This is a genomic window from Nonomuraea sp. NPDC050478 (genome assembly GCF_044458265.1).
Lineage (GTDB): Bacteria > Actinomycetota > Actinomycetes > Streptosporangiales > Streptosporangiaceae > Nonomuraea > Nonomuraea ferruginea.
In genome coordinates, this window is record NZ_JBITHT010000004.1 from 389,300 (window position 1) to 409,700 (window position 20,401).

The following is a 20,401-nucleotide window of genomic DNA, read 5'->3' on the forward strand; positions in this document are numbered from 1 at the left end:
CGCCGAATGATGATTTTTCAGCCTACGGCAGGCGTTTGACTCCACGCTCGGCGATCACGCAGACTGGCCCATACCGGACAGTATTGTCCGGTATTGCGGATCCGGAGGAGAGCTGGATGAGCGACCAGTGGGACTACCTCGTGGACGTCCTCGTCGCGGGCACGGGCGCGGCCGGGCTGACCGCCGCCGTCACCGCCGCCGACCAGGGCCTGGACGTGCTGGTGGTGGAGAGCACCGCGAAGTGGGGCGGCACCACGTCCATTTCCGGGGGCGGGCTGTGGATGCCGGCGAACCCGCTGATGATCCGGGACGGCGTCCGGGACTCCACCAAGGAGGCCCTGGAGTACATGGACGACGTCATCGGGGACGCGGGACCGGCCTCGTCGCCGGAGCGCAGGATGGCGTTCCTCCGCACCGGCCCCGAGGTCGTGCGGTTCCTCGGCCGTAAGGGGGTCCGCTGGCGCAGGTCGCCCGACTACCCCGACTACTACCCGGACCGGCCTGGCGGCAAGGTGGGCCGCTCGCTGGAGGTCGCCGCCTTCGACACCAGGCTGCTCGGCGACTGGTACGCCTCCTCACGCGCCCGGGACGGCGTCCCGCTCCCCCTCATGACGGACGACGTGTGGCTGCTGACGCGCGCCTGGTCCACCGTCAGCGGGTTCGTGCGCGGCGCGCGGTTCGTGTTCCGGTCGCTCGGCGCGTACGCGAGCGGTAAGCGGCCGGTCGGCCTCGGCGGCGCGCTGGTGTGCTCGCTCATGCACATCGTCCGTACGCAGCAGACGCCGGTCTGGCTCTCGGCCCCGGTCGTCGAGCTGGTCGTGGAGGACGGCGAGGTGACCGGCGCCGTCGTCGAGAAGGACGGCCGGCGGCGCAGGGTGCGCGCCCGGCGCGGCGTGGTGCTGGGCGGCGGCGGCTTCGCGCGGAACCGGGAGTGGCGGGAGAAGCACCACGGCCTGCCCGGCTACTCCTCGGCGCCGGAGGGCGACCTGGGCACCGCCATCGACGCGGGCGCGCGGGCGGGCGGCGCGCTGGCGCTCATGGACGACGCCTGGTGGGGCGCGAGCGTGCTCGGCACCGGGGGCGACGCCCACTTCATGGTCGCCGAGCGGTCCATGCCCTTCGGGCTCATGGTGGACGCGCGCGGTGACCGCTTCGCCAACGAGTCGGAGTCGTACGTCGACCTCGGGCACCACATGCTCCGGCACGACGTGCCTGGACCGATGTGGCTGATCACCGAGGCCCGGCACGCGCGGCGCTACCTGAACACCTCCCTGCTCGGCCACAAGAAGGAGTGGACGCGGGCCGGCATCCTCTTCGAAGCCGCGTCGCTGGAGACGCTGGCCAGGAAGATCGACGTGGCGCCGGAGCGGCTGCTCGCGACCGTCGAGCGGTTCAACGGCTTCGCCCGCACCGGCGTGGACGAGGACTTCGGGCGCGGCCGGACCGTCTACGACAACTACTACGGCGACCCCCGGGTCAGGCCGAACCCGAACCTGGGGCCGCTGGAGAAGGGGCCGTTCCGGGCCGTCCGGGTGCATCCCGGCGACCTGGGCACCAAGGGCGGGCTGCTCACCGACGAGCACGCGCGCGTGCTGCGCGAGGACGGCTCGGTCGTCACGGGCCTGTACGCGGCGGGCAACACGACGGCGTCGGTCATGGGGCGCACGTATCCGGGACCCGGCTCGACCATCGGGCCTGCCGTCGTCTTCGGCTATCTCGCGTCGCGGCACGCCGCCACACGGTGACGCTCAGGGCTCGACGCCCCGGCGCAGCAGGGCCCACATCCGCTCGGCCGTCGCGGGCCGCTCCGGCGCCGGGACCTTGGAGAGCAGCAGGGCGAGCATGCCGACGGCCAGGATCAGGTCGCCGGCCGTCACGCCGTCGCGGATCCGGCCGGCCTCCCGCGCCGCCGGGAGCCGGGCCGCCAGCAGCTCGGCGACGCGCTCGCGCAGCTCCAGGATGCGCTCGTCGGGCTGCGGCGGCACGGTCACCATGGCGACGAACGCGGTGGAGGCGATGGCCTGCTCGGTGATCAGGGCGAGCAGGTCGTCGAGCGTGGCGCCGGGGCGGGCGGCGAGCGCTTCGAGCTCGGCGACGCTGTCTTCGAACACGGCCAGCGCGAGGCTGACCCGGTCGGGGAAGTGGCGGTAGAGACTGCCCTGCCCGACGCCGGCCGCGCGGGCGACCATGCTCAGCGGCGCGTCGTAGCCGGCCCCGGCGAAGACCTCGCGGGCCGCCGCGATGAGCGCCGCGCGGTTCTCCGCCGCGGCGCTCGGTCCACGATTCGGTCGACGCTCGGCAGGCATGGCGGCTATCGTAGCAACCGGACACCATTGTCCGGTCTGGCCCGCCCAGCGAGAGGACGACCTCTGTGACCAGCTTCGACGACCGCGTCGCCCTCGTCACCGGCGCGGGCTCAGGAATCGGCAGGGCCATGGCCCTGGCCTTCGCCGCCGCCGGAGGCCGCGTCGTCGTCTGCGACATCGACGAGGACCGCGCCGCCCGGACGGCCGCGGAGATCCACGCCGCGAGCGGCGCCCCCTCGAAAACCGGCGACCACCCGTCCGGAAAGACCGGCGCACCGGACGCGACACCCGACAACGGGGCGAACGGCGAGGCGGTCGGTGGGGCGGTCGCCGGGCCGAACGGCGGGGTCGGCGAGCCGAACGGCGGGGTCGGCGAGCCGAACGGCGGGGCGGTCAGCGGGCCGGTCGGCGGGCCGAACGGTGGAGCGGTCGGCGGGCCGAACGGTGGAGCGGTCGGCGGGCCGAACCGTGGAGCGGTCGGCGGGCCGAACCGTGGAGCGGTCGGCGGGCCGAACGGTGGAGCGGTCGGCGGGCCGGACGGTGGAGCGGTCGGCGGGGCGAACGGCGGGGGCGGCGGTGGGGTCGCGGTGGCGGTGGCGGCCGATGTTGGTGACGAGAGGGCGGTCGCCGCGCTCGTGGAGAGCGCGATCAGCGCGTACGGGCGGATCGACGCGCTCTTCAACAATGCCGGGATCATCGACGACATGGCGCTGCCCGCCGACATCTCACCGGAGCTGTGGGACCGGGTGCTGCGGGTCAACCTGACCGGCACCTTCCTGGTCACCCGCGCGGTGCTGCCGCACATGCTGCGCGCGGGCCGCGGCGCGATCGTCAACACCGCGTCGGAGGCCGGCGTGCGCGGCGGCGCGGCGGGGGCCGCCTACACCGCGTCCAAGCACGGCGTCGTCGGCATGACCCGCAGCGTGGCCTGGGCGTACGCCAAGGACGGCATCCGCTGCAACGCCATCCTGCCCGGCGCCACCCTGACCGGCATCGCCGACGGCGCCACCTTCGACCCGACCGGCGCCGCCCGCCTGAGCCCCGTGCTCGCGCTCGGCGACCAGCTCGCCCGGCCGGAGCAGATGGCCGACGCCGCGCTCTTCCTCGCCTCGGACGCGGCCTCGTTCGTCAACGGCGCGATCGTGCCGGTGGACGGCGGCTGGTCCGCCGGCTGATCAGGCGCCCGGCGACGTCAGCTCGGCGGGGACGAGCCGCACCACGAACGGCTCCGCCCGGGCCCGCGCGGATTCGATCCGGCGCACCAGCTGCCGGACCGCCATCTCGCCGAGCCGGTCCGGCGCGCTCTCGACGTACGCGTACGGCAGCGCGAAGGTCTCGGCGAACTCCGCGGAGTAGCGCCCGACGACCGACAGGCCCTCCAGCCCGCGCGCCCGCGTGACGGAGGGCAGCGCGGCGGCGGCCGCCTCGTTGTCGAGCAGCAGCCCGGTCGCCCCGGGACGGGCGTCGAGCAGGGCGCCGAGCATCCGCTCCGCGGCGGGCCTGCGCGACTCCCCGTACACCACGTGCAGCCGGACGCCCAGCCGGCGTGCCCGCTCCAGCGCGGCGTCGCGCAGCCGCCACACGTAGGCGCCGCCGCGCTCGACCACGTGCTCCGGCTGCGAGACCAGGATCAGCTCGCGGTGCCCGAGGCCGTGCAGACGGTCGACCATGACCCGTCCGGCCTGCTCGAAGTCCAGGTCGAACACGTCCACGCCGGAACAGTCGCCGGGCAGCCCGACCAGCGCGCCGGGCTGCGGCGCGGCCCGCAGGACCGGGAGCCGGGGGTCGTCGTGCGCGACGTTCAGCAGCACCACGCCGTCGACCATCCGCGACTCGGTGATCCGCCGCAGCGCCCCGGCCCCGTCGGGCTCGGTGACCAGCAGGGTGTCGTAGCCGAGGTCGCGGGCGGTGTCGGTGACGCCGAGGATGTACTGCGTCATCGCGGGCGCGAACTCGTCGGCGTGGAACCGGGCGAGCAGGCCGAGCACCATCGTCTGGGAGGTGGCGAGCGCGCGGGCGCCGGCGTTGGGCGTGTAGCCGAGCGCCTCGGCGGCCTCCAGCACCCGCCTGCGCGCCCCTTCGGAGATGGACCGCTTGCCGGACAGGGCGTAGGAGGCCGTGCTGCGGCTGACTCCGGCCGCGGCCGCCACGTCACCGATCGTCGCCATTCTCGTCTCCATAATCGAACCGGTTCGATTCTCTGCCGACCCATTGACGCGCAGCGCGCGGCTACGTAATCTACGCGAAACTTCCGTCGCCCGGCGAACGATTCCCGACTTGAGATGTCAGCGCTCACACAAATAAGGACCCCTGTGCCGGCCCTCATGAGGGCCGGGTTACTCCCGGAGCTTCCACGCGAACAACTTCTGGGAGCTGACGGTGCCGGTGGAGCTGAGGAAGGGGACGAACACGGTGCGGTTCGCGGCGCAGGAGCTGCCGAACTTCGACGGCGAGACGTACGCGTCGGACACCTTCCCCGGGGTCCTGCTGCGCTCCCGCCACGCCCCGATCATCGACAAGATCACCATCGCCCCGTACAGCGAACGCCGCTGACGCTTTCGATGGCATACGGGTGAGATGCCCGGCTCTGTCATGGGTACGACAGGGCCGGGAGGTGGCGTGGATGCGCGCGTTGCGGTTGCCGGCCTGGAAGTCCGAGCCCGAACTGGTGGAGGTGCCCGATCCCGTGCCGGGGCCGGGGCAGGTGGTGGTCAAGGTGGGCGGAGCCGGCGCCTGCCACTCCGACCTGCACCTGATGCGCGACTTCACGGGCGGCCTGCCCTGGGAGCCGCCCTTCACTCTCGGCCACGAGAACGCGGGCTGGGTGCACGCGGTCGGCGCGGGCGTCACCGGCGTGGAGCCGGGACTGCCGGTGGCCGTCTACGGGCCGTGGGGCTGCGGGGTCTGCGACCGCTGCCGGCTCGGCGTCGAGAACTACTGCGAGAACCCGGCGGGCGCGCCGGTGCCCGGGGGCGGCGGCGGGCTCGGGCTCGACGGCGGCATGGCCGACCTGTTGCTCGTGCCCGACGCCCGGCTCCTGGTGCCGCTGCCCGACGGGCTCGACCCGGTGGCGGCGGCCCCGCTGACCGACGCCGCGCTGACGCCGTACCACGCGGTGCGCCGGTCGTGGGCGAAGCTGCCGCCGGGCAGCACGGCCGTGGTGATCGGGGTCGGCGGCCTCGGCCACATGGCGGTGCAGATCCTCAAGGCGACGACGGCCGCCCGGGTGATCGCCGTCGACACCCGCGAGCAGGCCCGCGCCAGCGCGCTGCGGCACGGCGCCGACCAGGCGGTCGCGCCGGGTGAGCGGGCGGCGGCGGAGATCCGCGAGGCCACCGGCGGCCGGGGCGCGGACGTGGTCGTCGACTGCGTGGGCGCGCAGGAGACGCTGGCCCTGGCGGGCGCGGTCGCGCGGATGCTCGGTGATGTGACCATCGTCGGCATCGCCGGGGGCGCGCTGCCGGTGACGTTCGGCTCGCCGCCGTACGAGGTGTCGGTGCAGTCGACGTACTGGGGCACCAGGCCGGAGCTGATCGAGGTGCTGGACCTCGCGGCCCGCGGGCTGATCACCGCGGAGGTGACCACGTTCCCGCTGGAGCGGGCCGTGGAGGCGTATCACCGGCTGGAGAACGGCGAGATCTCCGGCCGCGCCGTCATCACCCCCGCCTGAGCGTCACGGCCGGCCGCCGCCGTGGGTGAGATGACCCTTGCTCACGATCCCGGTGCGGTGATATCCGTGTGCTCAGACGCCGAGACAGGAGCCGAGTCAGGTGATGGACGACGCCCGCAAGATCAGGCGCACCGACGCCTCCGGGACCTGCCCGGTCACCCGGGCCGCCGACGGCACCTGGCAGGTGCGCGGATACGCCGAGGCGCGGGCCGTGCTGCGCGCCGACGCCACCGTGCAGGCCGGGCTGGGCGTCGAGACGGTGGACAAGGCCCCGGCCGGGATCCGCCGGCCCGTCCTCTACCGCGACGGCCCCGAACACCGCGAGCACCGGCGGCAGACCGCGCGCTACTTCACGCCGCGTCGCGTGGACGAGCACTACCGCGAGCTGATCGCGGACATGGCCGACCGCGCGCTCGCCCGGTTGCGTACGGACGGCTCGGCGCAGTTGTCCGACCTGAGCTTCGGCATGGCGATCGGCGTGGCCAGCGCGGTCATCGGCCTCACCGAGAGCAGGCCGGGCATCCGCCGCAGGCTGGAGCGCTTCTTCCCGGAGAAGTTCGGCAGGCCCGGCTTCACCAGCCTGAGCGGGATCTACTGGATGGGACGGCAGATCTACAGCTGGGGCAGCATCTACCTGGCCGACGTCCGCCCCGCGGTCCGGCCGCGCCGCCGGGAGCCGCGCGACGACCTCATCTCCCACCTGATCGCCGAAGGGTGCACCGACGCCGAGATCCTCGGCGAGTGCCTGACGTTCGCCGCGGCGGGGATGGTGACGACGCGGGAGTTCATCTGCGTCGCCGCGTGGCAGTTGTTCACCGACGAGGCGCTGCTCGACCGGTACCTCAAGGCCGAGGAGCCGGAGCGGCTGGCCGTGCTGCACGAGCTGCTGCGGCTCGACCCCGCGGTGGCGCGGCTGCGGCGGCGCACCACGGCGGACCTCGAACTCCCCGGGCAGGTCACCGTTCCCGCGGGCGAGGTGGTCGAGCTGCTCGTCGACGAGGTGAACGCGGACCCCCGGGCGGTGGGCTCCCAGCCTCTGTCCGCGTGCCCAGGCCGGGCCCTCGACGCGGGCGCCGGGCCGGCGGTGCTCTCCTTCGGCGACGGCCCGCACCGGTGTCCCGGCGCGGGCATCGCCATCCTGGAGACCGACATGTTCCTCACCCGGCTCTTCGCGCTGCCGGGCATCCGGATGGCGACGGCGCCCAGGGTCGGCTTCAAGGACGAGATCGGCGGCTACGAGATCCGCGGCCTCACCGTCACCACCGGCTGATCACATAACTCCGCCCCGCGACGCCCTCCCAGGTGAGGGTGTCCCCGGCGCGGCGCGGCGCGATCCCCCGATCGTCGCGGAGCCGGCGCGACGCGGCCTCCCCACCTCCGTGGTCGCGGAGCCGGCGCGGCGCGGCCTTTCCCTCTCCGTCGTCGTGGAGGTGGCAGTGGTTCGCGATGGATGTCCTGACGGTGAGGGGGCCGGTGCGGCCCGGGCGCAGGGTAATGGTCTCGGCGACGCCGTCACGCCACGAGACGTCCACGGTCACGTCGCCCCGGGCGCGCAGCCCCGACACCGAGCCGTCCTTCCACACGGCGGGCAGCGCGGGCAGCACGTGCACCTCGCCGCGGTGGCTCTGCACCAGCATCTCGGCGATGCCGGCGGTCGCGCCGAAGTTGCCGTCGATCTGGAACGGCGGATGGGTGTCCCACAGGTTGTCCAGCGTCGAGGTCCTCAGCTGCTGGGCGAGCATGCGGTGGGCACGGTCGCCGTCCAGCAGCCGCGCCCAGAAGCTGATCTTCCAGGCCTTGCTCCAGCCGGTGCCGCCGTCGCCGCGCGCCTCCAGCGACACTGCCGCCGCCTCCGCCTCCGGCGTGCCGGCCGCGATCCGGTCGCCGGGGTGCAGCGCGTACAGGTGGGAGACGTGCCGGTGGGTGTCGGTCCTGGAGTCCAGGTCCTCCTTCCACTCCTGCAACTGCCCCCAGGACCCGATCCGGATCCCCGGGTCGAGCCTGCCGAGCGCCGCCTCCGCCGCCGCCCGGAACTCCTCGTCCACGCCGAGCGCCGCCGCCGCGGCCAGCGCGCTTTCGAGCACCTCCCGTACGATCTGCTGCGACATCGCGGCGCCGGCGGAGAAGTCGCCGTGCTCGGGTGAGTAGCTGGGCGAGACGACGAGCAGGCCGTCGTGCGGGTCGGTGTGCAGGAAGTCCAGCCAGAACTCGGCCGCCCCCTTGATCACCGGATAGGCGGTCTCCCGCAGATACTCCAGGTCCCCGGTGAACCGGTAGCCGTCGTAGAGGTGCCGCGTCGTCCACGCCGCCGCCTCGGGGAACCAGAAGGCGGTCGGCCAGTCGTGCACGCCGGTGAAGCCGAACGGGTTCGTCTCGTTGCCCACCACCCAGCCGCGGGCGCCGTACATATCCCTCGCCGTCCTGCGCCCCGGCTCCACCAGGGCCCGGACGAACCTGTCGTACGGGACGGCCGTCTCGTGCAGGTTGGCCGGTTCCGCGGGCCAGTAGTTCATCTGCAGGTTGATGTTGACGTGGTAGTCGCCCGACCAGGGCGGGCTGGTCGACGCGTTCCACACGCCCTGCAGGTTCGCGGGCAGGATGTCGTTCTCCCGCGAGCACGCGATCAGCAGATAGCGGCCGTAGGCGAACATCAGCGCCTCCACCGCGCGCTCGTCCGGACCGTCGCCGCCCGTGTAACCCCGCAACAACCGGGCAGTGGGCACCGGCCCCCCGAACCCGGACCGCACCGGACCTGCGGGCCCCCTTCCGGGACCACCCCGTTCCAGACCAGCGGACCCGTCGGTCTCACCCTTTCCGGGACCGCTCTCCGGCGCGGACTGCCCGAGGTCGAGCCGCACCCGGTCGAACAGCGCGCGGTGGTCGGCCACGTGGGCGGCCCTGAGCGCGTCGTAGCCCAGCGCGGCGGCCGCGTCCACGGCGGCGGTTACCCGGGCGTGCGGGTCCTCGCCCCGGTAGCGCGGGTAGGTGTCGGCGTAGTCGGTCCCCGCCGACAGGACGAAGACCGCGCTGTCGGCCCCGGTGACCGTGATCGTCTCCCCCGTGTCCGTACGGGTGCCGCCCGCGACGATGACCTGGACCTGGGCCTCGAAGACCAGCCCGTTGTCCGCGAGCCGTCCCCGGACGGTGAGCCGGCCGCCCTCGGCGGTGACGGTCTTGTCGTCCCGGGGCGAGGTGTGGCGCAGCGTGAACGAGACCGCGCCACCCCGGTCGGCGGAGATGCGCCCGGCGATCACGTTGCCGGGGTTGGCGGCGAAGTACTCGCGGGTGTGCGTGACGCCCCCGGCGGTGTAGCGCACCCGCGCCACGGCCTCACTCAGGCTGAGCTCACGGCGGTAACCTCCGGCGCCGCCGGGCGCGCCGAAGTCCAGGTGGAGGTCGCCGAACGTCTGGTACGCCCCGAACCCGGTCTTGGGCTGCCCCAGCACGGCCGCCACGTCCTCCGCCGGCACCCTGCCCTCCCGGTCGATCCGCCGCCGGACCTCCGCCACGGCGTCCGGACGCGGTGTCCTCCAGTCGCCGAAGTCGTAGCCGTCGTGGCCGGGACCCCCGGTCCACAGCGTCTTCTCGTTGAACTGGATCCGCTCGGTGGCCACGCCACCGAAGACCATGGCGCCCAGCGGCCCGTTGCCGATGGGCAGTGCCTGGGTCTCCCAGTCGACGGCGGGCTCCTCGTACCAGAGCGTCAGTTCGTCGGGCATGGCGGCCATTGTCCCGCGATCTCACTGGATATGGCCCTCTATGCTGCCGATCATGAGCATCTCTCTCAGCGACGCTGCCCGGAGCATCCTCAGCGCCCCCAACCTCGGCGTTCTCGCCACCCTCAACCCCGATGGCAGTCCGCAGACCTCGGTCGTCTGGGTCGGCACCGACGGCGACGACGTGGTCATCTCCTCCCAGGCCGGCAGGCGCAAGGTGGTGAACCTGGAGCGGGACCCACGGGTCAGCCTCAGCGTGTTCGACCTTGCGGACCCCGACAGGTACGTCGAGGTCCGAGGGGTCGCGACGGTCACCGAGGACGAGGGAAGGCGGCTGGCGGTGCGGCTGGCGGAGGAGTACGAGGGCGAAGGAGCCGGCGAGGAGTACCTCCGGCTGCCGCCGGAAAAGGTGCGCGTGACGATCCGCATCACGCCGGAGCGGGTGGTGGGGAACGCGGCGTGACGCGCCGGCGTCTCACGCCCGGCCGGAGCACCCGGACGACGGGTTCGAGCAGTCCCCCGCCGGCCCCTTGGCGAACCTGGTCAGCAGGTTGAGCGTGGCGCGGCGGGTGAAGGCGGAGGCCGCCCGGGTCACGCCGTGGCCGCAGGCCGCGCCCTTCATGCCGCACACCCAGCGCATCGTGCCGGAGGCGAACACCCCGGCGCCGCTGGGAGCGACGTAGTAGGTGGTGTGGCTCACCGTGGCCCGGCCGCCGCAGTCGACGGGCGACTCGGCCAGCACCTCGATGTCGTCCGGTGAGCCTGGCGACACCTTGTCGGTCTCCACGCCGGCCAGCCCGGGGAAGCTCCTGCCCCGAGTCCCCTCGAAGATCCAGTGGCCCGGCCTGCTCACCCGGTAGGTCGCCTCGGCCGGGAAGCAGTCGTACATCTGCCCGACCAGCCCGCTCTCAGGCTCCGACCGCCGCCAGAGCGGGCACCGGGTCTCCTTGTCGCACATGACCGTCCTGCCGTGCAGCCCGATCCGCCAGTAGACGGCGTTGGCCCCGAGGAAGGCCAGGTTCGCGCCCGCGTCACGGGCCTGCGTGACGACCTTCCGCATCGTCGGCGACCAGTACTCGTCGTGCCCCAGCGACACCACGGCCCGCGCGCCGCCCAACGCCCCGGGCCGCAGGTCGAGGCTGGTCAGATAGGCCAGCGGCACCCCGCTCTGCTCGGCCAGCCGGATGGCGTTCCACTCGAAGTCCAGGAAGAGCCGGGCACCCGAGCCGTCGTAGGGACGATCGAAGGTGACCTTGCGTGACCGGTCGTCGAATCCGCCGGGGCCGCTGTAGAGGCTGCGTCCTCCCCACAGGTTGTACGCCTGCCAGGTGGTCACGGCGTTGACGATCACGACCCGGCCCTCGGCCGAGGCCGACCGCACGGTGATCGGCACGTAGCGCTGGCCGCCCGTCGAGGCGTCCAGCCGCACCAAATAGGCGCCCTCGGCCCAGCCGGTGGTGTCGACGGTGAGCGAGGGCTTCCAGTGAGCGGCGGTCACCATGCCCTCGACGGTCCGCGGCGGCGGCTGCCGGGTCCCGGCGACCGGCGTGGAACGCCAGACCCTCACCGGCCGGGCGCCCATCCGGAACGCCGACGCGGTGAAGCGCGGCGCGGTCGTGGAGACGAGCAGCCGGAACCGCTCCCCCGGCAGCACGCTGACCCGGTCGGCGTACCCCTCGATCTCGTGCTCGCCGCCGCGTTCGGTGATGCGCCACGGCGCGGGCGGCGCCTGCGCGGGCGCGGCGCGTTCGGAGGCTCCGGCGGACACCGAGGCGGGTCCGGGGGCGACCGGCGCGGTGGCGGCGCAGCCGGCGGTGAGCAGGACCAGGACGGCGAGGACATGACGCACGGTCACCCATGCTCACGCCCGCCCCCGGGCGGGCGCCCGCCTTTGGCGAAGTACTTACCCTCAGCCGTCGGCGGCCGGTCTGAGCAGGCCGATCTCGTACGCCGCCGCCACCGCCGCCGCCCGGTCCTTCACCTGGAGCTTGGCGAAGACGTGGAGCAGATGCGTCTTGACCGTCGCCTCGGTGATGAAGAGCTTCCCGGCGATGTCGCGATTGGTCGCGCCCCGGGCGATCAGCTTGAGCACCTCGAGTTCGCGGCGGCTCAGCGTGCGCGGCGCCTCCGGCGCGCGGTCCTTCGCCGTCAGCACACCGGCCACCGTCGGAGACAGCACGGTTTCGCCGCGGGAGGCCGCCAGCACGGCACGGCGCAGGTCGGCGCGGGGCGTGTCCTTGAGGAGATAGCCGGTGGCGCCCTGCTCGATCGCCGGCAGGACGTCGGCGTCATCGTCGAACGTGGTCAGGACCAGCACGTGGATGCCGGGCGTCTGCTCGCGGAGCCGGCGGATGACCTCCACGCCGCTCATCCTCGGCATGCGCAGGTCCAGGAGCACGACGTCGGGATCCGTACGCAGGGCCACCGCGAGGGCCTCGGGACCGTCGGCCGCCTCGCCGACGACCTCGAAGCCGGCGTCGGCGGCGAAGATGCCGCGCAGGCCGTCGCGGACGATCGGGTGGTCGTCCACGATGATCAAACGGATCGGCGGCATGGCCTCACGGTCCCGGGTCGGGGTCGGCGGGGATGGCCGGGACGGTGGCGGAGACGCCGGTGCCCTGGCCGGGGGCGGACTCGATCGCGAAGCTCCCGGCCAGGCGGGTGACGCGCTGGCGCATCGCGACGAGGCCGAAGCCCTCGCCGTGGGACGCGGCCGCCGGGGCGAAGCCGGCGCCGTCGTCGCGGACGTCCAGCGCCACCACGTCGTCCATGTACGAGAGCGTGAGGCCGACCCGCCCGGCCGAGGCGTGCTTGGCCACGTTGGCCAGCGCCTCCTGCGCCACCCGCAGCAGGGCCGTCTCCACCTCCGCGTGCAGCGGCCGGGGGTCGCCGGTGATCGACACGGCGGCGGGCACGCCGGTGTTCCGCGACCAGGTCGCCGCGAGCCTCTCCAGAACGGTCGCCAGCTCGCCCTCGTGCTGGAGCGACGCCGGGCGCAGCGCCTGCACCGAGCGGCGGGCCTCGGTCAGGCTCTCCCTGGCCATGGCCTGAACCGTGTCCAGGCGGGCACGGGCCGGAGGCGGCACGTCCCCGACGGCCTCCAGCTGGGTGAGGATGGCGGTCAGGCCCTGCGCGACGGTGTCGTGGATCTCCCGGGCCATCCGCTGCCGCTCCTCCAGCACGCCGGCCTCGCGGGCCCGGGTCAGCAGCTGGGCCTGGAGGTTCGCGTTGTCGTCGGCGAGCGCGACCAGTTTGGCGCTCGTCTCCCGCAACTCCGCGATCATCACCTTGCGCTGGTCGTTCTGGTCGGAGATGGCCTTGATGACCAGGCCGACGGTGGAGGCGGCCAGCACCCCGACGACGAAGGAGCCGAGCAGCTCGACCGGGGTGCGCCCGAGCTGCGGGCGGGCGGCGATCAGCACGCCGACCGTCACGGCCACCCCGCCGTACGCCCACAACCCCGGCAGCAGGGCGAAACACTGGACGAACGCCCCCAGTCCCGTCACCGTGAACACGTTGTCGATCCTGACCAGGACCCCGATGACGGCGAGCAGGACGGCGAAGTAGGCGATCAGCACCACGGGGCGGGCGATCCAGCCAGGGTGGGAGGTCACCATCAGCCAGTGCCAGGCCACCGCGAACAGCGCCAGGACCAGCACCTCCAGCCGCCACTCCCGCAGCAGGGCGAAGAGCGCGGGAAGCAGGACCAGCAGGTACGGCAGCGCGGCCTGGACCCGGTCCCAGCGCGTCAGGCCCGGGTCGGTCGTCACCATCGGAACGTCCTGAGGGCGAGGCCGCCCGCGACGATCGAGATCGCGACCATGACGCCCAGCGTAAGCGGTGAGGTGGCGCCGCCCGCCCAGCCGTCGCGGACCGCCTGGACCGCCGGAGCCATGGGGAGGAGATCGCCGATCGCGCGCATCGAGCCGGACATGGTCTCCCGGGGGATCATGGCGCCGGACAGGAACACCATCGGGAAGAACACGGCCAGCCCGATCACGGTCGCGGCGCGGCCGGTGGGGACGAGCGCGCCGAGGAGGAGCCCTATGGAGCCCAGGCTGAGCGCGCCCAGCAGCCACGCCACCAGGACGCCCACGACGTTCGCCGGCGCGGTCAGCCCGAACGCGACCAGGCCGATGACGATCAGCAGCGCCGAGCCGAGCACCGCCAGCAGCATGTGCGCCGCCCACTGTGCCCCGAACAGCATGGCGCGGGAGGCGGGGGTCGCGCGCAGCCGCTTCAGGACCCGGCGCTCCCGGTAGTGGGCCAGCGTGGCGGGGAGCACGACCAGCGCGGCCAGGCCGATGACGAACACGGTCAGCATCGGCACGGTGGCGTCGATCAGCGGCGTCCCGCCCCGCAAGGGCTTGTTGCCGCCGCGCAGCTTGACCCAGAGCATGATCGCTGGGAAGACGAGCGCGAAGAAGGCCGACATCGGGTCACGGACGATCAGCTTGAGCTCGACGGCGACGACGTTCGCGAGGCCTTTCATGCCATTTCCCTTTCGGTCAGGGCGAAGTACGCGTTCTCCAGGGAGTCGGCTCCCGCCTTGGCGATCAGCTCCCGCGGGCTGCCCTCGGCGACGACGCGGCCGCGGTCGACGATGGCGAGGCGGTCGCACAGCGCTTCCGCCTCGTCCATGAAGTGGGTGACCAGCACGACGGTGACGCCGCGCCCGCGCATCTCGCGGATGAGGCCCCACGTGGTGCGGCGGGCGGCGGGGTCCAGGCCGGTGGTGAGCTCGTCGAGGAAGACGACCTCGGGGTTGCCGACCAGGGCCAGCGCGATGAACAGGCGCTGCTTCCAGCCGCCGGACAGGTTCCCGAAGCGGGCCCGTCTCCGGTCCGCGAGCCCCCATTCGTCCATGACCGCCCGCCAGTCGGCCGGCTTGTCGTAGAAGGAGGCGTACATCCTCAACGCCTCGCCTACCTTGATGGCGTCGGGGAGGGCCGCCTCCTGCAACTGGGCGCCGATGCGCTGGAGGAGCGCGCGACGGTCGTCGTACGGGTCCAGGCCGAGCACGCGCAGGGTGCCGCCGTCCGGCCGGCGCAGCCCGGAGGCGCACTCCACGAGCGTGGTCTTGCCCGCGCCGTTGGGGCCGGCGATGCCGAAGATCTCGCCGCGCCGCACGGTCAGGGTGACGCCGTCGACCGCCTTGCCCGCCTTGTAGCTCTTGCTCAGCTCGTTGATCTCGATGATCGCTGTCATGCTTCGAGCCTCGCCGCCGGGCGCCGCCGCCGACATCCACCGATCGGTTGATGGGGGTCAGCCGTACCGGTCGTGGGCCGGCGGGCGTACGTGACGCCCCCGTTCGGCCCGCTCCTTGACGGACCGCAGCCGCGCCCGGCGTCAACTGCCGTCGGCGGCGATCGGGTTCAGGCCGGTGACGGGGACGCCGTGCTGTACCGCCGGCTCCAGGCCCCGTTCAGGCGGCGGTCGGTGTGAACGAGCCACTCGCTCAGCGCCGCCACGACGGACTGCGTCGTGTTGTTCCAGGAAGCCCGTGGTGTGCCCCTGGGGAGGGGTGGTATCCGGCGCACTCGCGGAAGCCCGCGCGGGCGGCTTCACGGAAGCCGGTGCGGGAGGGCCGGATGGTCATCGGCGGGCGACGAGCCCGCTCTCGTAGGCGGCGACGACAAGCTGGGCTCGGTCGCGGGCCTGCAGTTTGGCCAGGAGGCGGCCGATGTGGGTCTTGACCGTGCCGACCGTGAGGTGAAGGTGCCCGGCGATCTCGGAGTTGGACATCCCCCTGCCGACGAGGGTGAGCACCTCACGCTCGCGCCGGGTGAGGTCGCTGAGACCGCTCACGACCGGGGCGGGCTGGGAGTCGCGCAGGAACTCGGCTATGAGCCGGCGGGTCACGGTGGGCGCGAGCAACGCCTCGCCGGAGGCGACGACCCGGATGGCGGCCAGGAGGTCGGTCGCCGAGGCGCTCTTGAGGAGGAATCCGCTGGCTCCCGCTCTGAGGGACGCGTACACGTACTCGTCCTGGTCGAACGTGGTGAGGATCAGCACGCGGATCCCGGCGCCGGCGGGGTCGGAGCAGATGCGCCTGGTCGCCTCGATGCCGTCCAGGTCCGGCATCCTGACGTCCATGAGGACGACGTCCGGTCGCCGCAGCCGGGCCAGGCGCACGGCTTCGGCGCCGGTGCCGGCCTCGCCCACGGTGGTCAGCCCCGGTGTGGCGTCGATGAGGACCTTCAGGCTGTCGCGTACGAGGAGCTGGTCCTCGGCGAGCAGGATGCGGATCGGCGGAGCGGGGACGTCGCCGCTCACGTCATGGTGCCGTTCTCGCAGGGCAGGCGAGCCGTGACGCGAAAGCCCCGGTCCGGCCGGAATCCGGCGCTGAACGAGCCTCCGTACAGCTTGACCCGTTCGCGCATGCCGATCAGGCCGTGCCCGCCGCCGGCCGCGCGCGGCGGGCGGCCGTGGCGGGGGCCGTCGTCGACGACCTCGATGGCGGCTGCCCGCTCGTCGATGTCCACGGTGACCGAGCAGCGCGTGGGCCCCGCGTGGGTGACGACGTTGGTCAGCGCCTGCTGCACGATCCGGTAGACCGACACGGCGAGCGCGGGTGAGAGCCGGGCCTCCTCGCGGACGGTCAGGTCGACCTCGACCCCGGCCGCGCGGGCGTGGGCGGCCAGCTCGGGCAGATCCGCTATGCCGGGAACGGGCACGGGGCCCTCCGCGAGGTCGCCGTCGGACCGCAGGAGACCGAGCACCCGGTGGATCTCGGCGAGCGTGCCCCGGCTGGGCCGCTCGATCGCCCTCGGCCTGATGTCGGCGCTGGCGCTCGGCACGCTCAAGGGCACCGAGCCGCAGTCGTTCATCGCCGTGGGCGGCCTGTGCCTCGCGTTCATCCCCCTGGGCGTCTCGCTGCTGCGCGACGGCCCCCCGCCGACCAGGCGCGCCGTGGTCTGGATCGTCGTCCTCGTCACCGTACACGTCCTCATGTCGGCTTACGGGCCGAGAGGATGACGAATGGGCCCCCCGGCGGACATCAATCTTCCTTGCCCGGCGCCGCCGCCCTACGGCTCGTAATGGATGTGCATCGAGGAGATCCGGTCGTTCCAGGCGTCGCCGACGTAGTCCACCTTGGTCCAGTTGTGCCAGTACCTCTTCGCGCCCTGGTACGAGTTGTGCTCCCACACGTTGAGGTAGTTGCAGCGGGAATGGCCCTGCCGCCAGGAGGAGATCCTGTCGTTCCACATGACACCGAGGTCGCGGATGCCGTACCCGGCGGTGTCGCAGGGGCCGGAGTAGCCCCACCAGCGGTACCTCGGAAGGCCCTGGTTGATGTTGTCGGCGGCCTCCAGGAGCAGCGTCGCCTCCGCGGCGGTCCGCGTCCCGCCGAGGGCGGCCTGGTCCGCCTTCTCGATGGTGTCCGCGCACACCTCCTTGACCACCCGGGAGAACGTCTCTCCCGGTTTGATCGGCTCCAGCAGGACGGAGCAGGAGCGGGTGGGGGCGGGGCTCTCGGTGGACGCCGCCGCCGCCGGGGCGGCGGCGACGCCGCAGGCCACCAGGGCCAGCGCGGCGATGGAGCGGCTGTGCCTGCGGGCCGTGGCGATCGTCGGCGGTTTCGGGCGAGTACGCATGTCATTCTCCTTCTGCTGGCGTGGAGCGCCCCCGTCAAGGGGGGACCACGGACGGCCTGCGCGAAGACCTTCGTCCGAGTCGGCGGAGAGGGCCCGGGGCCGGTTGGCAGCGGCGTGACGCCGCACTCCTCACCCTCCATCGCCGAAGATCGCACGGCCAGGGCGGCAGCCGGGCATGTGGCGGACATCTCGCCACCAGGACAAGCGGCGGCCTGTCCCCTCACGTGGTGGAGGACCGCGTCAGAAGCGCCAGCGGGTGGCGGTCCGGCCGTCGGCGCCGTAGCCGTAGGCGCGATCGGGGGTGATCCGGTAGAGACCGTACTCCGGTGAGCCGGGCAGGCTGTCGTCGTGGACGCGGCCGTCGCGCGGGGAGAGTCGCCACTGATACTTCGCCACGAACGCGTCGGCCACCTCCCGCTGCCGGTCGGGGTCGAGGACAGGGGCGGCGACGCCCTCGATCACGAGGTCGAGGTCCGCCCCGGCGACGGTGAGGACGCAGTGACCGTTGTGAGCCAGGTTCCGGCCTTTGCGCGAGCCGGGGCGGGTGGTGAAACACGGGGCTCCGTCGGCCCAGACCGGCATCAAAGGCATGGCATGAGGGCGCCCGTCGGGCCGTACCGTCGACAGCCACGCTTTCGGCGTCTCACCCACGCACGCCTGCGCGTGGGTCCACGGTCGCACGGAGGCGGGGTCGGTGCTCATCGGTGTCGCGTCGGCCTCGCTGAACAGGAGCTCGGCGCGGGGATTCGGGTAGGACATGGCAGTGGTTTCCCTTTCGGATGGATCGCGGGACGGTTCAGGAGCCGTACTCGTCGTGCAGCCGCCACCAGTGGTAGGGCGGGCTCTGCGGCCGGCCTTCGGGCGAGTCTTCCCACGTCTCCTGCCGTCCGTACGGGGTCAGGTCGAGGAAGGTCCAGTTGCTGCCGAGTCGTTCGACGCCTCGTCCGGTGGTGACGTACGTGCGATAGACGTCCGCGCCGTCGCGCAGGAAGACGTTCACCGCGAACCCGTCGCCCGCGTCCATGTCCCGGTTGAAGGCGCCGTCCGGCGCCGCGTACCACGGGATGGTCCAGCCCATGCGCCGCTTGGACGGCATGATCTCGGCCAGCGGTCCGGTGGAGACCAGCGCCATGGAGACGTCACGGGCGTGCAGGTGCGCCAGGTGGCCAACGTTGTCGGTGAACATCGCGCAGCCCGAGCAGAGTTCGTGGGCTCCGTGCCACATGAAGGAGTACACGATGAGCTGGCTGCGCCCGTCGAAGAGGTCCGGCAGCCCTCTCGTGCCGTCCGGGCCGTCGAACCGGTACTCGCGGTCCACCCTGACCATCGGCAGCCGTCTCCGTTCGGCGGCCAGGGCGTCCTGCGCCCGGGTGAGGTGCTTCTCCTTGACCAGCAGGGCGTCCCGGGCGCTGCGCCACTCCTGCTCCGAGACGATCGGGGGTTGGGTCATCAGCTGCTCCTTTGTTGCTTCCCTAAGGAAAGTGACGGGGCAGACCCTACCGGAGTCGATTCCCTAAGGGAAGCCAGTCGGCTAGGCTGGACCTCATGCAGCGCACCCGGTTCGGCGACATGACCTGCTCCATCGCCCGCACTCTGGACATCATCGGCGAGCCGTGGTCTCCGCTGATCCTGCGCGACGTCTATGTCGGCATCGAGCGCTTCGATGATCTCCAGCGCGACCTCGGCATCTCCAGCAAAGTGCTCAGCGGCCGGCTGAAGTGGCTGGTCGAAAGCGGTGTGCTGGAACGCCGGGAATATTCACAGCGTCCCGTCCGGCACGAGTACACCCTCACCGAGAAGGGCCGGGAGCTGTGCGACCTGCTGCTGGTGATGGCGCGCTGGGGCGACCGCTGGACGTCCGGAGACTCGGGTCCGCCCACGCTGTACCGTCACCACGCCTGCGGCCGGACCAGCCATGTGGAACTGCGCTGCTCGGCCTGCGGGCAGCCGATGCGCGCGACGGACGTCGACATGCTGCCCGGCCCCGGAGCCGAAGAAGGCAGCGCTTGACCGAAGCACGTCCACGACCGGGAACGACTCTCCTCGTCTAGGTACCGCGGGCGTCCGACACCTCCCGGGCAGCGAGGAACTCATCCAGCAGTGAAGAGGACCTCGATGACCCTGCCCTCCTCTTCACGGGTCAGCCCCCACTGCTCCCACCCGCCGGGGAGAGCGATATGGCGCACCTGCCCATGCCAGCCGTGGTTGCAGTCCCGGCCCCGCCGCGCCACCAGCCACTCCCGCCAGCCGCTCAGACCGAGACCTCCATGACGCAGCGCGTGCTGGTCATAACCGTCCAGGAGAGCAGGTCGCCGCAGCGTTCGCGGGCGGCGGGTCCGGCGGTGAGGGCGAGTTGGTCGCGCAGGTGGCAGAACTCGTGGAAGGTCCACCAGAGGTGGACGTCGGTGCCGGTGGGGAGCATCTCCGGGGTGCCGAAATAGATCGCCAGGCGGAACAGCAGCTCATAGAGGTCCCAGAACGCCTTTATGGGTTCGATGGGGCCATCGCGTGGGCGGCGTATCCGCGCCAGGAGGTCCTGCTGGATGCGCAGCGATCTCTCGCTTCCGACCGGCTGGCAGGGGAGCTGGGCGAGTTGCTGTCGGCAGTTGCGGGCGCCGACGATGCGCCAGAGCGGGTCGGGCCCGGCCAGGCAGCGGGGGCAGACGGCGGCGGTCTCCAGGCGCCAGGGCCAGGGCCGGGTGCTGGTGTTGCCGGTCCAGCTGTAGGTGATGAACTGACCGCCCTGACCGAACAGCGCCATCCGCATCATGGCGCGGGCGCGCAGCTTGGCAGCCGGCGTACAGCGAGTCGTTCGCGTCGTGGGTGTATCGGATGGCCCTGCGGCTTCGACCGTGCGCTTCCAGTTGTCGCGACCGACTGTCGCCTTCAAGGCCGCGAGACACTTATCTGGACGCAGCGACGATGACAGTGCGGCCTGCTCCCGACCTGGGCACTGTCATTTCGATGGGTGTCTGCCACTGACACTGAGCCGTCGGCGTGAAGCGTGATGGCGCAATGCCCACCGTTGTCGCACTCGGCCTCGTCAGCGACGTAGGCGAGCGGTGTCGGCTGTGGCGCGCCCCGTCCGGCAGGGTGCCGGTGAAGCCGCGT

22 protein-coding genes are annotated in these 20,401 nt (G+C 72.6%); 8 read left to right on the forward strand and 14 right to left on the reverse strand.

Annotated features, from left to right (window positions below; genetic code table 11):
* The first annotated feature begins 116 nt into the window (after positions 1–116).
* Entirely contained in the window at positions 117–1,745 is a 1,629-nt protein-coding gene (locus ACIBF7_RS21765) for an FAD-dependent oxidoreductase (protein WP_397197966.1), read from the forward strand.
* Between the two features lie 3 nt (positions 1,746–1,748).
* Here ACIBF7_RS21765 and ACIBF7_RS21770 read toward each other — a convergent pair whose 3' ends face one another.
* A complete protein-coding gene (locus tag ACIBF7_RS21770; protein ID WP_397197967.1) occupies positions 1,749–2,306 on the reverse strand; it encodes a TetR/AcrR family transcriptional regulator in 558 nt (185 codons plus the stop codon).
* A gap of 65 nt (positions 2,307–2,371) precedes the next feature.
* On the opposite strand from ACIBF7_RS21770, the gene ACIBF7_RS21775 reads away from it, so the two are divergent.
* Positions 2,372–3,481 (forward strand): SDR family NAD(P)-dependent oxidoreductase, encoded by a 1,110-nt coding sequence (locus ACIBF7_RS21775; protein WP_397197968.1) that lies wholly within the window; start codon positions 2,372–2,374, stop codon positions 3,479–3,481.
* Here the strand turns inward: ACIBF7_RS21775 and ACIBF7_RS21780 are convergent, their stop codons facing one another.
* A complete protein-coding gene (locus ACIBF7_RS21780; RefSeq protein WP_397197969.1) occupies positions 3,482–4,474 on the reverse strand; it encodes a LacI family DNA-binding transcriptional regulator in 993 nt (330 codons plus the stop codon). It lies immediately after the preceding gene.
* 211 nt (positions 4,475–4,685) lie between these two features.
* Between ACIBF7_RS21780 and ACIBF7_RS21785 the strand changes: the two genes are divergently transcribed.
* The 3 genes from ACIBF7_RS21785 (at position 4,686) to ACIBF7_RS21795 (ending at position 7,246) form a co-directional block, all read left to right on the forward strand.
* A complete protein-coding gene (locus ACIBF7_RS21785) occupies positions 4,686–4,859 on the forward strand; it encodes a hypothetical protein (RefSeq protein WP_364228677.1) in 174 nt (57 codons plus the stop codon).
* A 70-nt stretch (positions 4,860–4,929) separates the two neighbouring features.
* On the forward strand, positions 4,930–5,976 hold the full coding sequence (locus tag ACIBF7_RS21790; protein ID WP_364228675.1) for an NAD(P)-dependent alcohol dehydrogenase: 1,047 nt from the start codon (positions 4,930–4,932) through the stop codon (positions 5,974–5,976).
* 103 nt (positions 5,977–6,079) lie between these two features.
* Positions 6,080–7,246, forward strand: a complete 1,167-nt coding sequence (locus tag ACIBF7_RS21795) for a cytochrome P450 (RefSeq protein ID WP_271277006.1) — start codon at positions 6,080–6,082, stop codon at positions 7,244–7,246.
* Here ACIBF7_RS21795 and ACIBF7_RS21800 read toward each other — a convergent pair.
* Entirely contained in the window at positions 7,233–9,695 is a 2,463-nt protein-coding gene (locus ACIBF7_RS21800; RefSeq protein WP_397197970.1) for a glycosyl hydrolase family 95 catalytic domain-containing protein, read from the reverse strand. The two genes, ACIBF7_RS21795 and ACIBF7_RS21800, sit on opposite strands and share 14 nt — an antisense overlap.
* Before the next feature lie 52 nt (positions 9,696–9,747).
* On the opposite strand from ACIBF7_RS21800, the gene ACIBF7_RS21805 reads away from it, so the two are divergent.
* Entirely contained in the window at positions 9,748–10,155 is a 408-nt protein-coding gene (locus tag ACIBF7_RS21805; protein ID WP_397197972.1) for a PPOX class F420-dependent oxidoreductase, read from the forward strand.
* Between the two features lie 12 nt (positions 10,156–10,167).
* On the opposite strand, the gene ACIBF7_RS21810 is transcribed toward ACIBF7_RS21805, so the two are convergent.
* The 7 genes from ACIBF7_RS21810 to ACIBF7_RS21840 form a co-directional block, all read right to left on the reverse strand.
* A complete protein-coding gene (locus tag ACIBF7_RS21810) occupies positions 10,168–11,547 on the reverse strand; it encodes a N,N-dimethylformamidase beta subunit family domain-containing protein (protein ID WP_397197973.1) in 1,380 nt (459 codons plus the stop codon).
* Between the two features lie 54 nt (positions 11,548–11,601).
* Complete coding sequence (locus tag ACIBF7_RS21815) at positions 11,602–12,246, reverse strand: response regulator transcription factor (protein WP_148033211.1); 645 nt, start codon at positions 12,244–12,246, stop codon at positions 11,602–11,604.
* Positions 12,247–12,250: 4 nt separating this feature from the next.
* Positions 12,251–13,465 (reverse strand): sensor histidine kinase, encoded by a 1,215-nt coding sequence (locus ACIBF7_RS21820; RefSeq protein ID WP_364228668.1) that lies wholly within the window; start codon positions 13,463–13,465, stop codon positions 12,251–12,253.
* Entirely contained in the window at positions 13,459–14,184 is a 726-nt protein-coding gene (locus tag ACIBF7_RS21825) for an ABC transporter permease (protein ID WP_271276990.1), read from the reverse strand. Before ACIBF7_RS21825 ends, ACIBF7_RS21820 begins: the two co-directional genes overlap by 7 nt.
* Positions 14,181–14,900 (reverse strand): ABC transporter ATP-binding protein, encoded by a 720-nt coding sequence (locus ACIBF7_RS21830; protein ID WP_397197974.1) that lies wholly within the window; start codon positions 14,898–14,900, stop codon positions 14,181–14,183. Before ACIBF7_RS21830 ends, ACIBF7_RS21825 begins: the two co-directional genes overlap by 4 nt.
* Before the next feature lie 387 nt (positions 14,901–15,287).
* Positions 15,288–15,968, reverse strand: a complete 681-nt coding sequence (locus tag ACIBF7_RS21835) for a response regulator transcription factor (protein WP_222709051.1) — start codon at positions 15,966–15,968, stop codon at positions 15,288–15,290.
* Positions 15,965–16,492, reverse strand: coding sequence for a sensor histidine kinase (locus ACIBF7_RS21840; protein ID WP_148033215.1), 528 nt, complete (start codon positions 16,490–16,492; stop codon positions 15,965–15,967). Before ACIBF7_RS21840 ends, ACIBF7_RS21835 begins: the two co-directional genes overlap by 4 nt.
* Here ACIBF7_RS21840 and ACIBF7_RS21845 point away from each other — a divergent pair.
* Positions 16,470–16,670, forward strand: coding sequence for a hypothetical protein (locus tag ACIBF7_RS21845; protein ID WP_148033216.1), 201 nt, complete (start codon positions 16,470–16,472; stop codon positions 16,668–16,670). The genes ACIBF7_RS21840 and ACIBF7_RS21845 overlap by 23 nt on opposite strands.
* Before the next feature lie 50 nt (positions 16,671–16,720).
* Here ACIBF7_RS21845 and ACIBF7_RS21850 read toward each other — a convergent pair whose 3' ends face one another.
* The 3 genes from ACIBF7_RS21850 to ACIBF7_RS21860 all read right to left on the reverse strand — a co-directional run bounded on the left by ACIBF7_RS21850 (position 16,721) and on the right by ACIBF7_RS21860 (position 18,740).
* A complete protein-coding gene (locus ACIBF7_RS21850) occupies positions 16,721–17,290 on the reverse strand; it encodes a hypothetical protein (protein WP_148033217.1) in 570 nt (189 codons plus the stop codon).
* Between the two features lie 240 nt (positions 17,291–17,530).
* Positions 17,531–18,049 (reverse strand): pyridoxamine 5'-phosphate oxidase family protein, encoded by a 519-nt coding sequence (locus ACIBF7_RS21855; RefSeq protein ID WP_148033218.1) that lies wholly within the window; start codon positions 18,047–18,049, stop codon positions 17,531–17,533.
* Positions 18,050–18,086: 37 nt separating this feature from the next.
* On the reverse strand, positions 18,087–18,740 hold the full coding sequence (locus ACIBF7_RS21860) for a DUF899 domain-containing protein (RefSeq protein WP_148033219.1): 654 nt from the start codon (positions 18,738–18,740) through the stop codon (positions 18,087–18,089).
* Positions 18,741–18,835: 95 nt separating this feature from the next.
* Between ACIBF7_RS21860 and ACIBF7_RS21865 the strand changes: the two genes are divergently transcribed.
* Positions 18,836–19,300 (forward strand): helix-turn-helix domain-containing protein, encoded by a 465-nt coding sequence (locus ACIBF7_RS21865; protein WP_148033220.1) that lies wholly within the window; start codon positions 18,836–18,838, stop codon positions 19,298–19,300.
* Between the two features lie 241 nt (positions 19,301–19,541).
* Here the strand turns inward: ACIBF7_RS21865 and ACIBF7_RS21870 are convergent, their stop codons facing one another.
* Entirely contained in the window at positions 19,542–20,051 is a 510-nt protein-coding gene (locus tag ACIBF7_RS21870; protein ID WP_397197975.1) for a hypothetical protein, read from the reverse strand.
* Positions 20,052–20,401: the final 350 nt, after the last annotated feature.

Coding starts and splice junctions, on each gene's coding strand:
- ACIBF7_RS21765 (WP_397197966.1), top strand. CDS start 117: ATGAGCGACCAGTGGGACTACCTCGTGGACGTCCTCGTCGCGGGCACG.
- ACIBF7_RS21865 (WP_148033220.1), top strand. CDS start 18,836: ATGCAGCGCACCCGGTTCGGCGACATGACCTGCTCCATCGCCCGCACT.
- ACIBF7_RS21820 (WP_364228668.1), bottom strand. CDS start 13,465: ATGGTGACGACCGACCCGGGCCTGACGCGCTGGGACCGGGTCCAGGCC.
- ACIBF7_RS21800 (WP_397197970.1), bottom strand. CDS start 9,695: ATGCCCGACGAACTGACGCTCTGGTACGAGGAGCCCGCCGTCGACTGG.
- ACIBF7_RS21845 (WP_148033216.1), top strand. CDS start 16,470: ATGTCGGCGCTGGCGCTCGGCACGCTCAAGGGCACCGAGCCGCAGTCG.
- ACIBF7_RS21855 (WP_148033218.1), bottom strand. CDS start 18,049: ATGTCCTACCCGAATCCCCGCGCCGAGCTCCTGTTCAGCGAGGCCGAC.
- ACIBF7_RS21790 (WP_364228675.1), top strand. CDS start 4,930: ATGCGCGCGTTGCGGTTGCCGGCCTGGAAGTCCGAGCCCGAACTGGTG.
- ACIBF7_RS21770 (WP_397197967.1), bottom strand. CDS start 2,306: ATGCCTGCCGAGCGTCGACCGAATCGTGGACCGAGCGCCGCGGCGGAG.
- ACIBF7_RS21850 (WP_148033217.1), bottom strand. CDS start 17,290: ATGCGTACTCGCCCGAAACCGCCGACGATCGCCACGGCCCGCAGGCAC.
- ACIBF7_RS21795 (WP_271277006.1), top strand. CDS start 6,080: ATGGACGACGCCCGCAAGATCAGGCGCACCGACGCCTCCGGGACCTGC.
- ACIBF7_RS21780 (WP_397197969.1), bottom strand. CDS start 4,474: ATGGCGACGATCGGTGACGTGGCGGCCGCGGCCGGAGTCAGCCGCAGC.
- ACIBF7_RS21860 (WP_148033219.1), bottom strand. CDS start 18,740: ATGACCCAACCCCCGATCGTCTCGGAGCAGGAGTGGCGCAGCGCCCGG.
- ACIBF7_RS21815 (WP_148033211.1), bottom strand. CDS start 12,246: ATGCCGCCGATCCGTTTGATCATCGTGGACGACCACCCGATCGTCCGC.
- ACIBF7_RS21825 (WP_271276990.1), bottom strand. CDS start 14,184: ATGAAAGGCCTCGCGAACGTCGTCGCCGTCGAGCTCAAGCTGATCGTC.
- ACIBF7_RS21805 (WP_397197972.1), top strand. CDS start 9,748: ATGAGCATCTCTCTCAGCGACGCTGCCCGGAGCATCCTCAGCGCCCCC.
- ACIBF7_RS21870 (WP_397197975.1), bottom strand. CDS start 20,051: ATGGCGCTGTTCGGTCAGGGCGGTCAGTTCATCACCTACAGCTGGACC.
- ACIBF7_RS21830 (WP_397197974.1), bottom strand. CDS start 14,900: ATGACAGCGATCATCGAGATCAACGAGCTGAGCAAGAGCTACAAGGCG.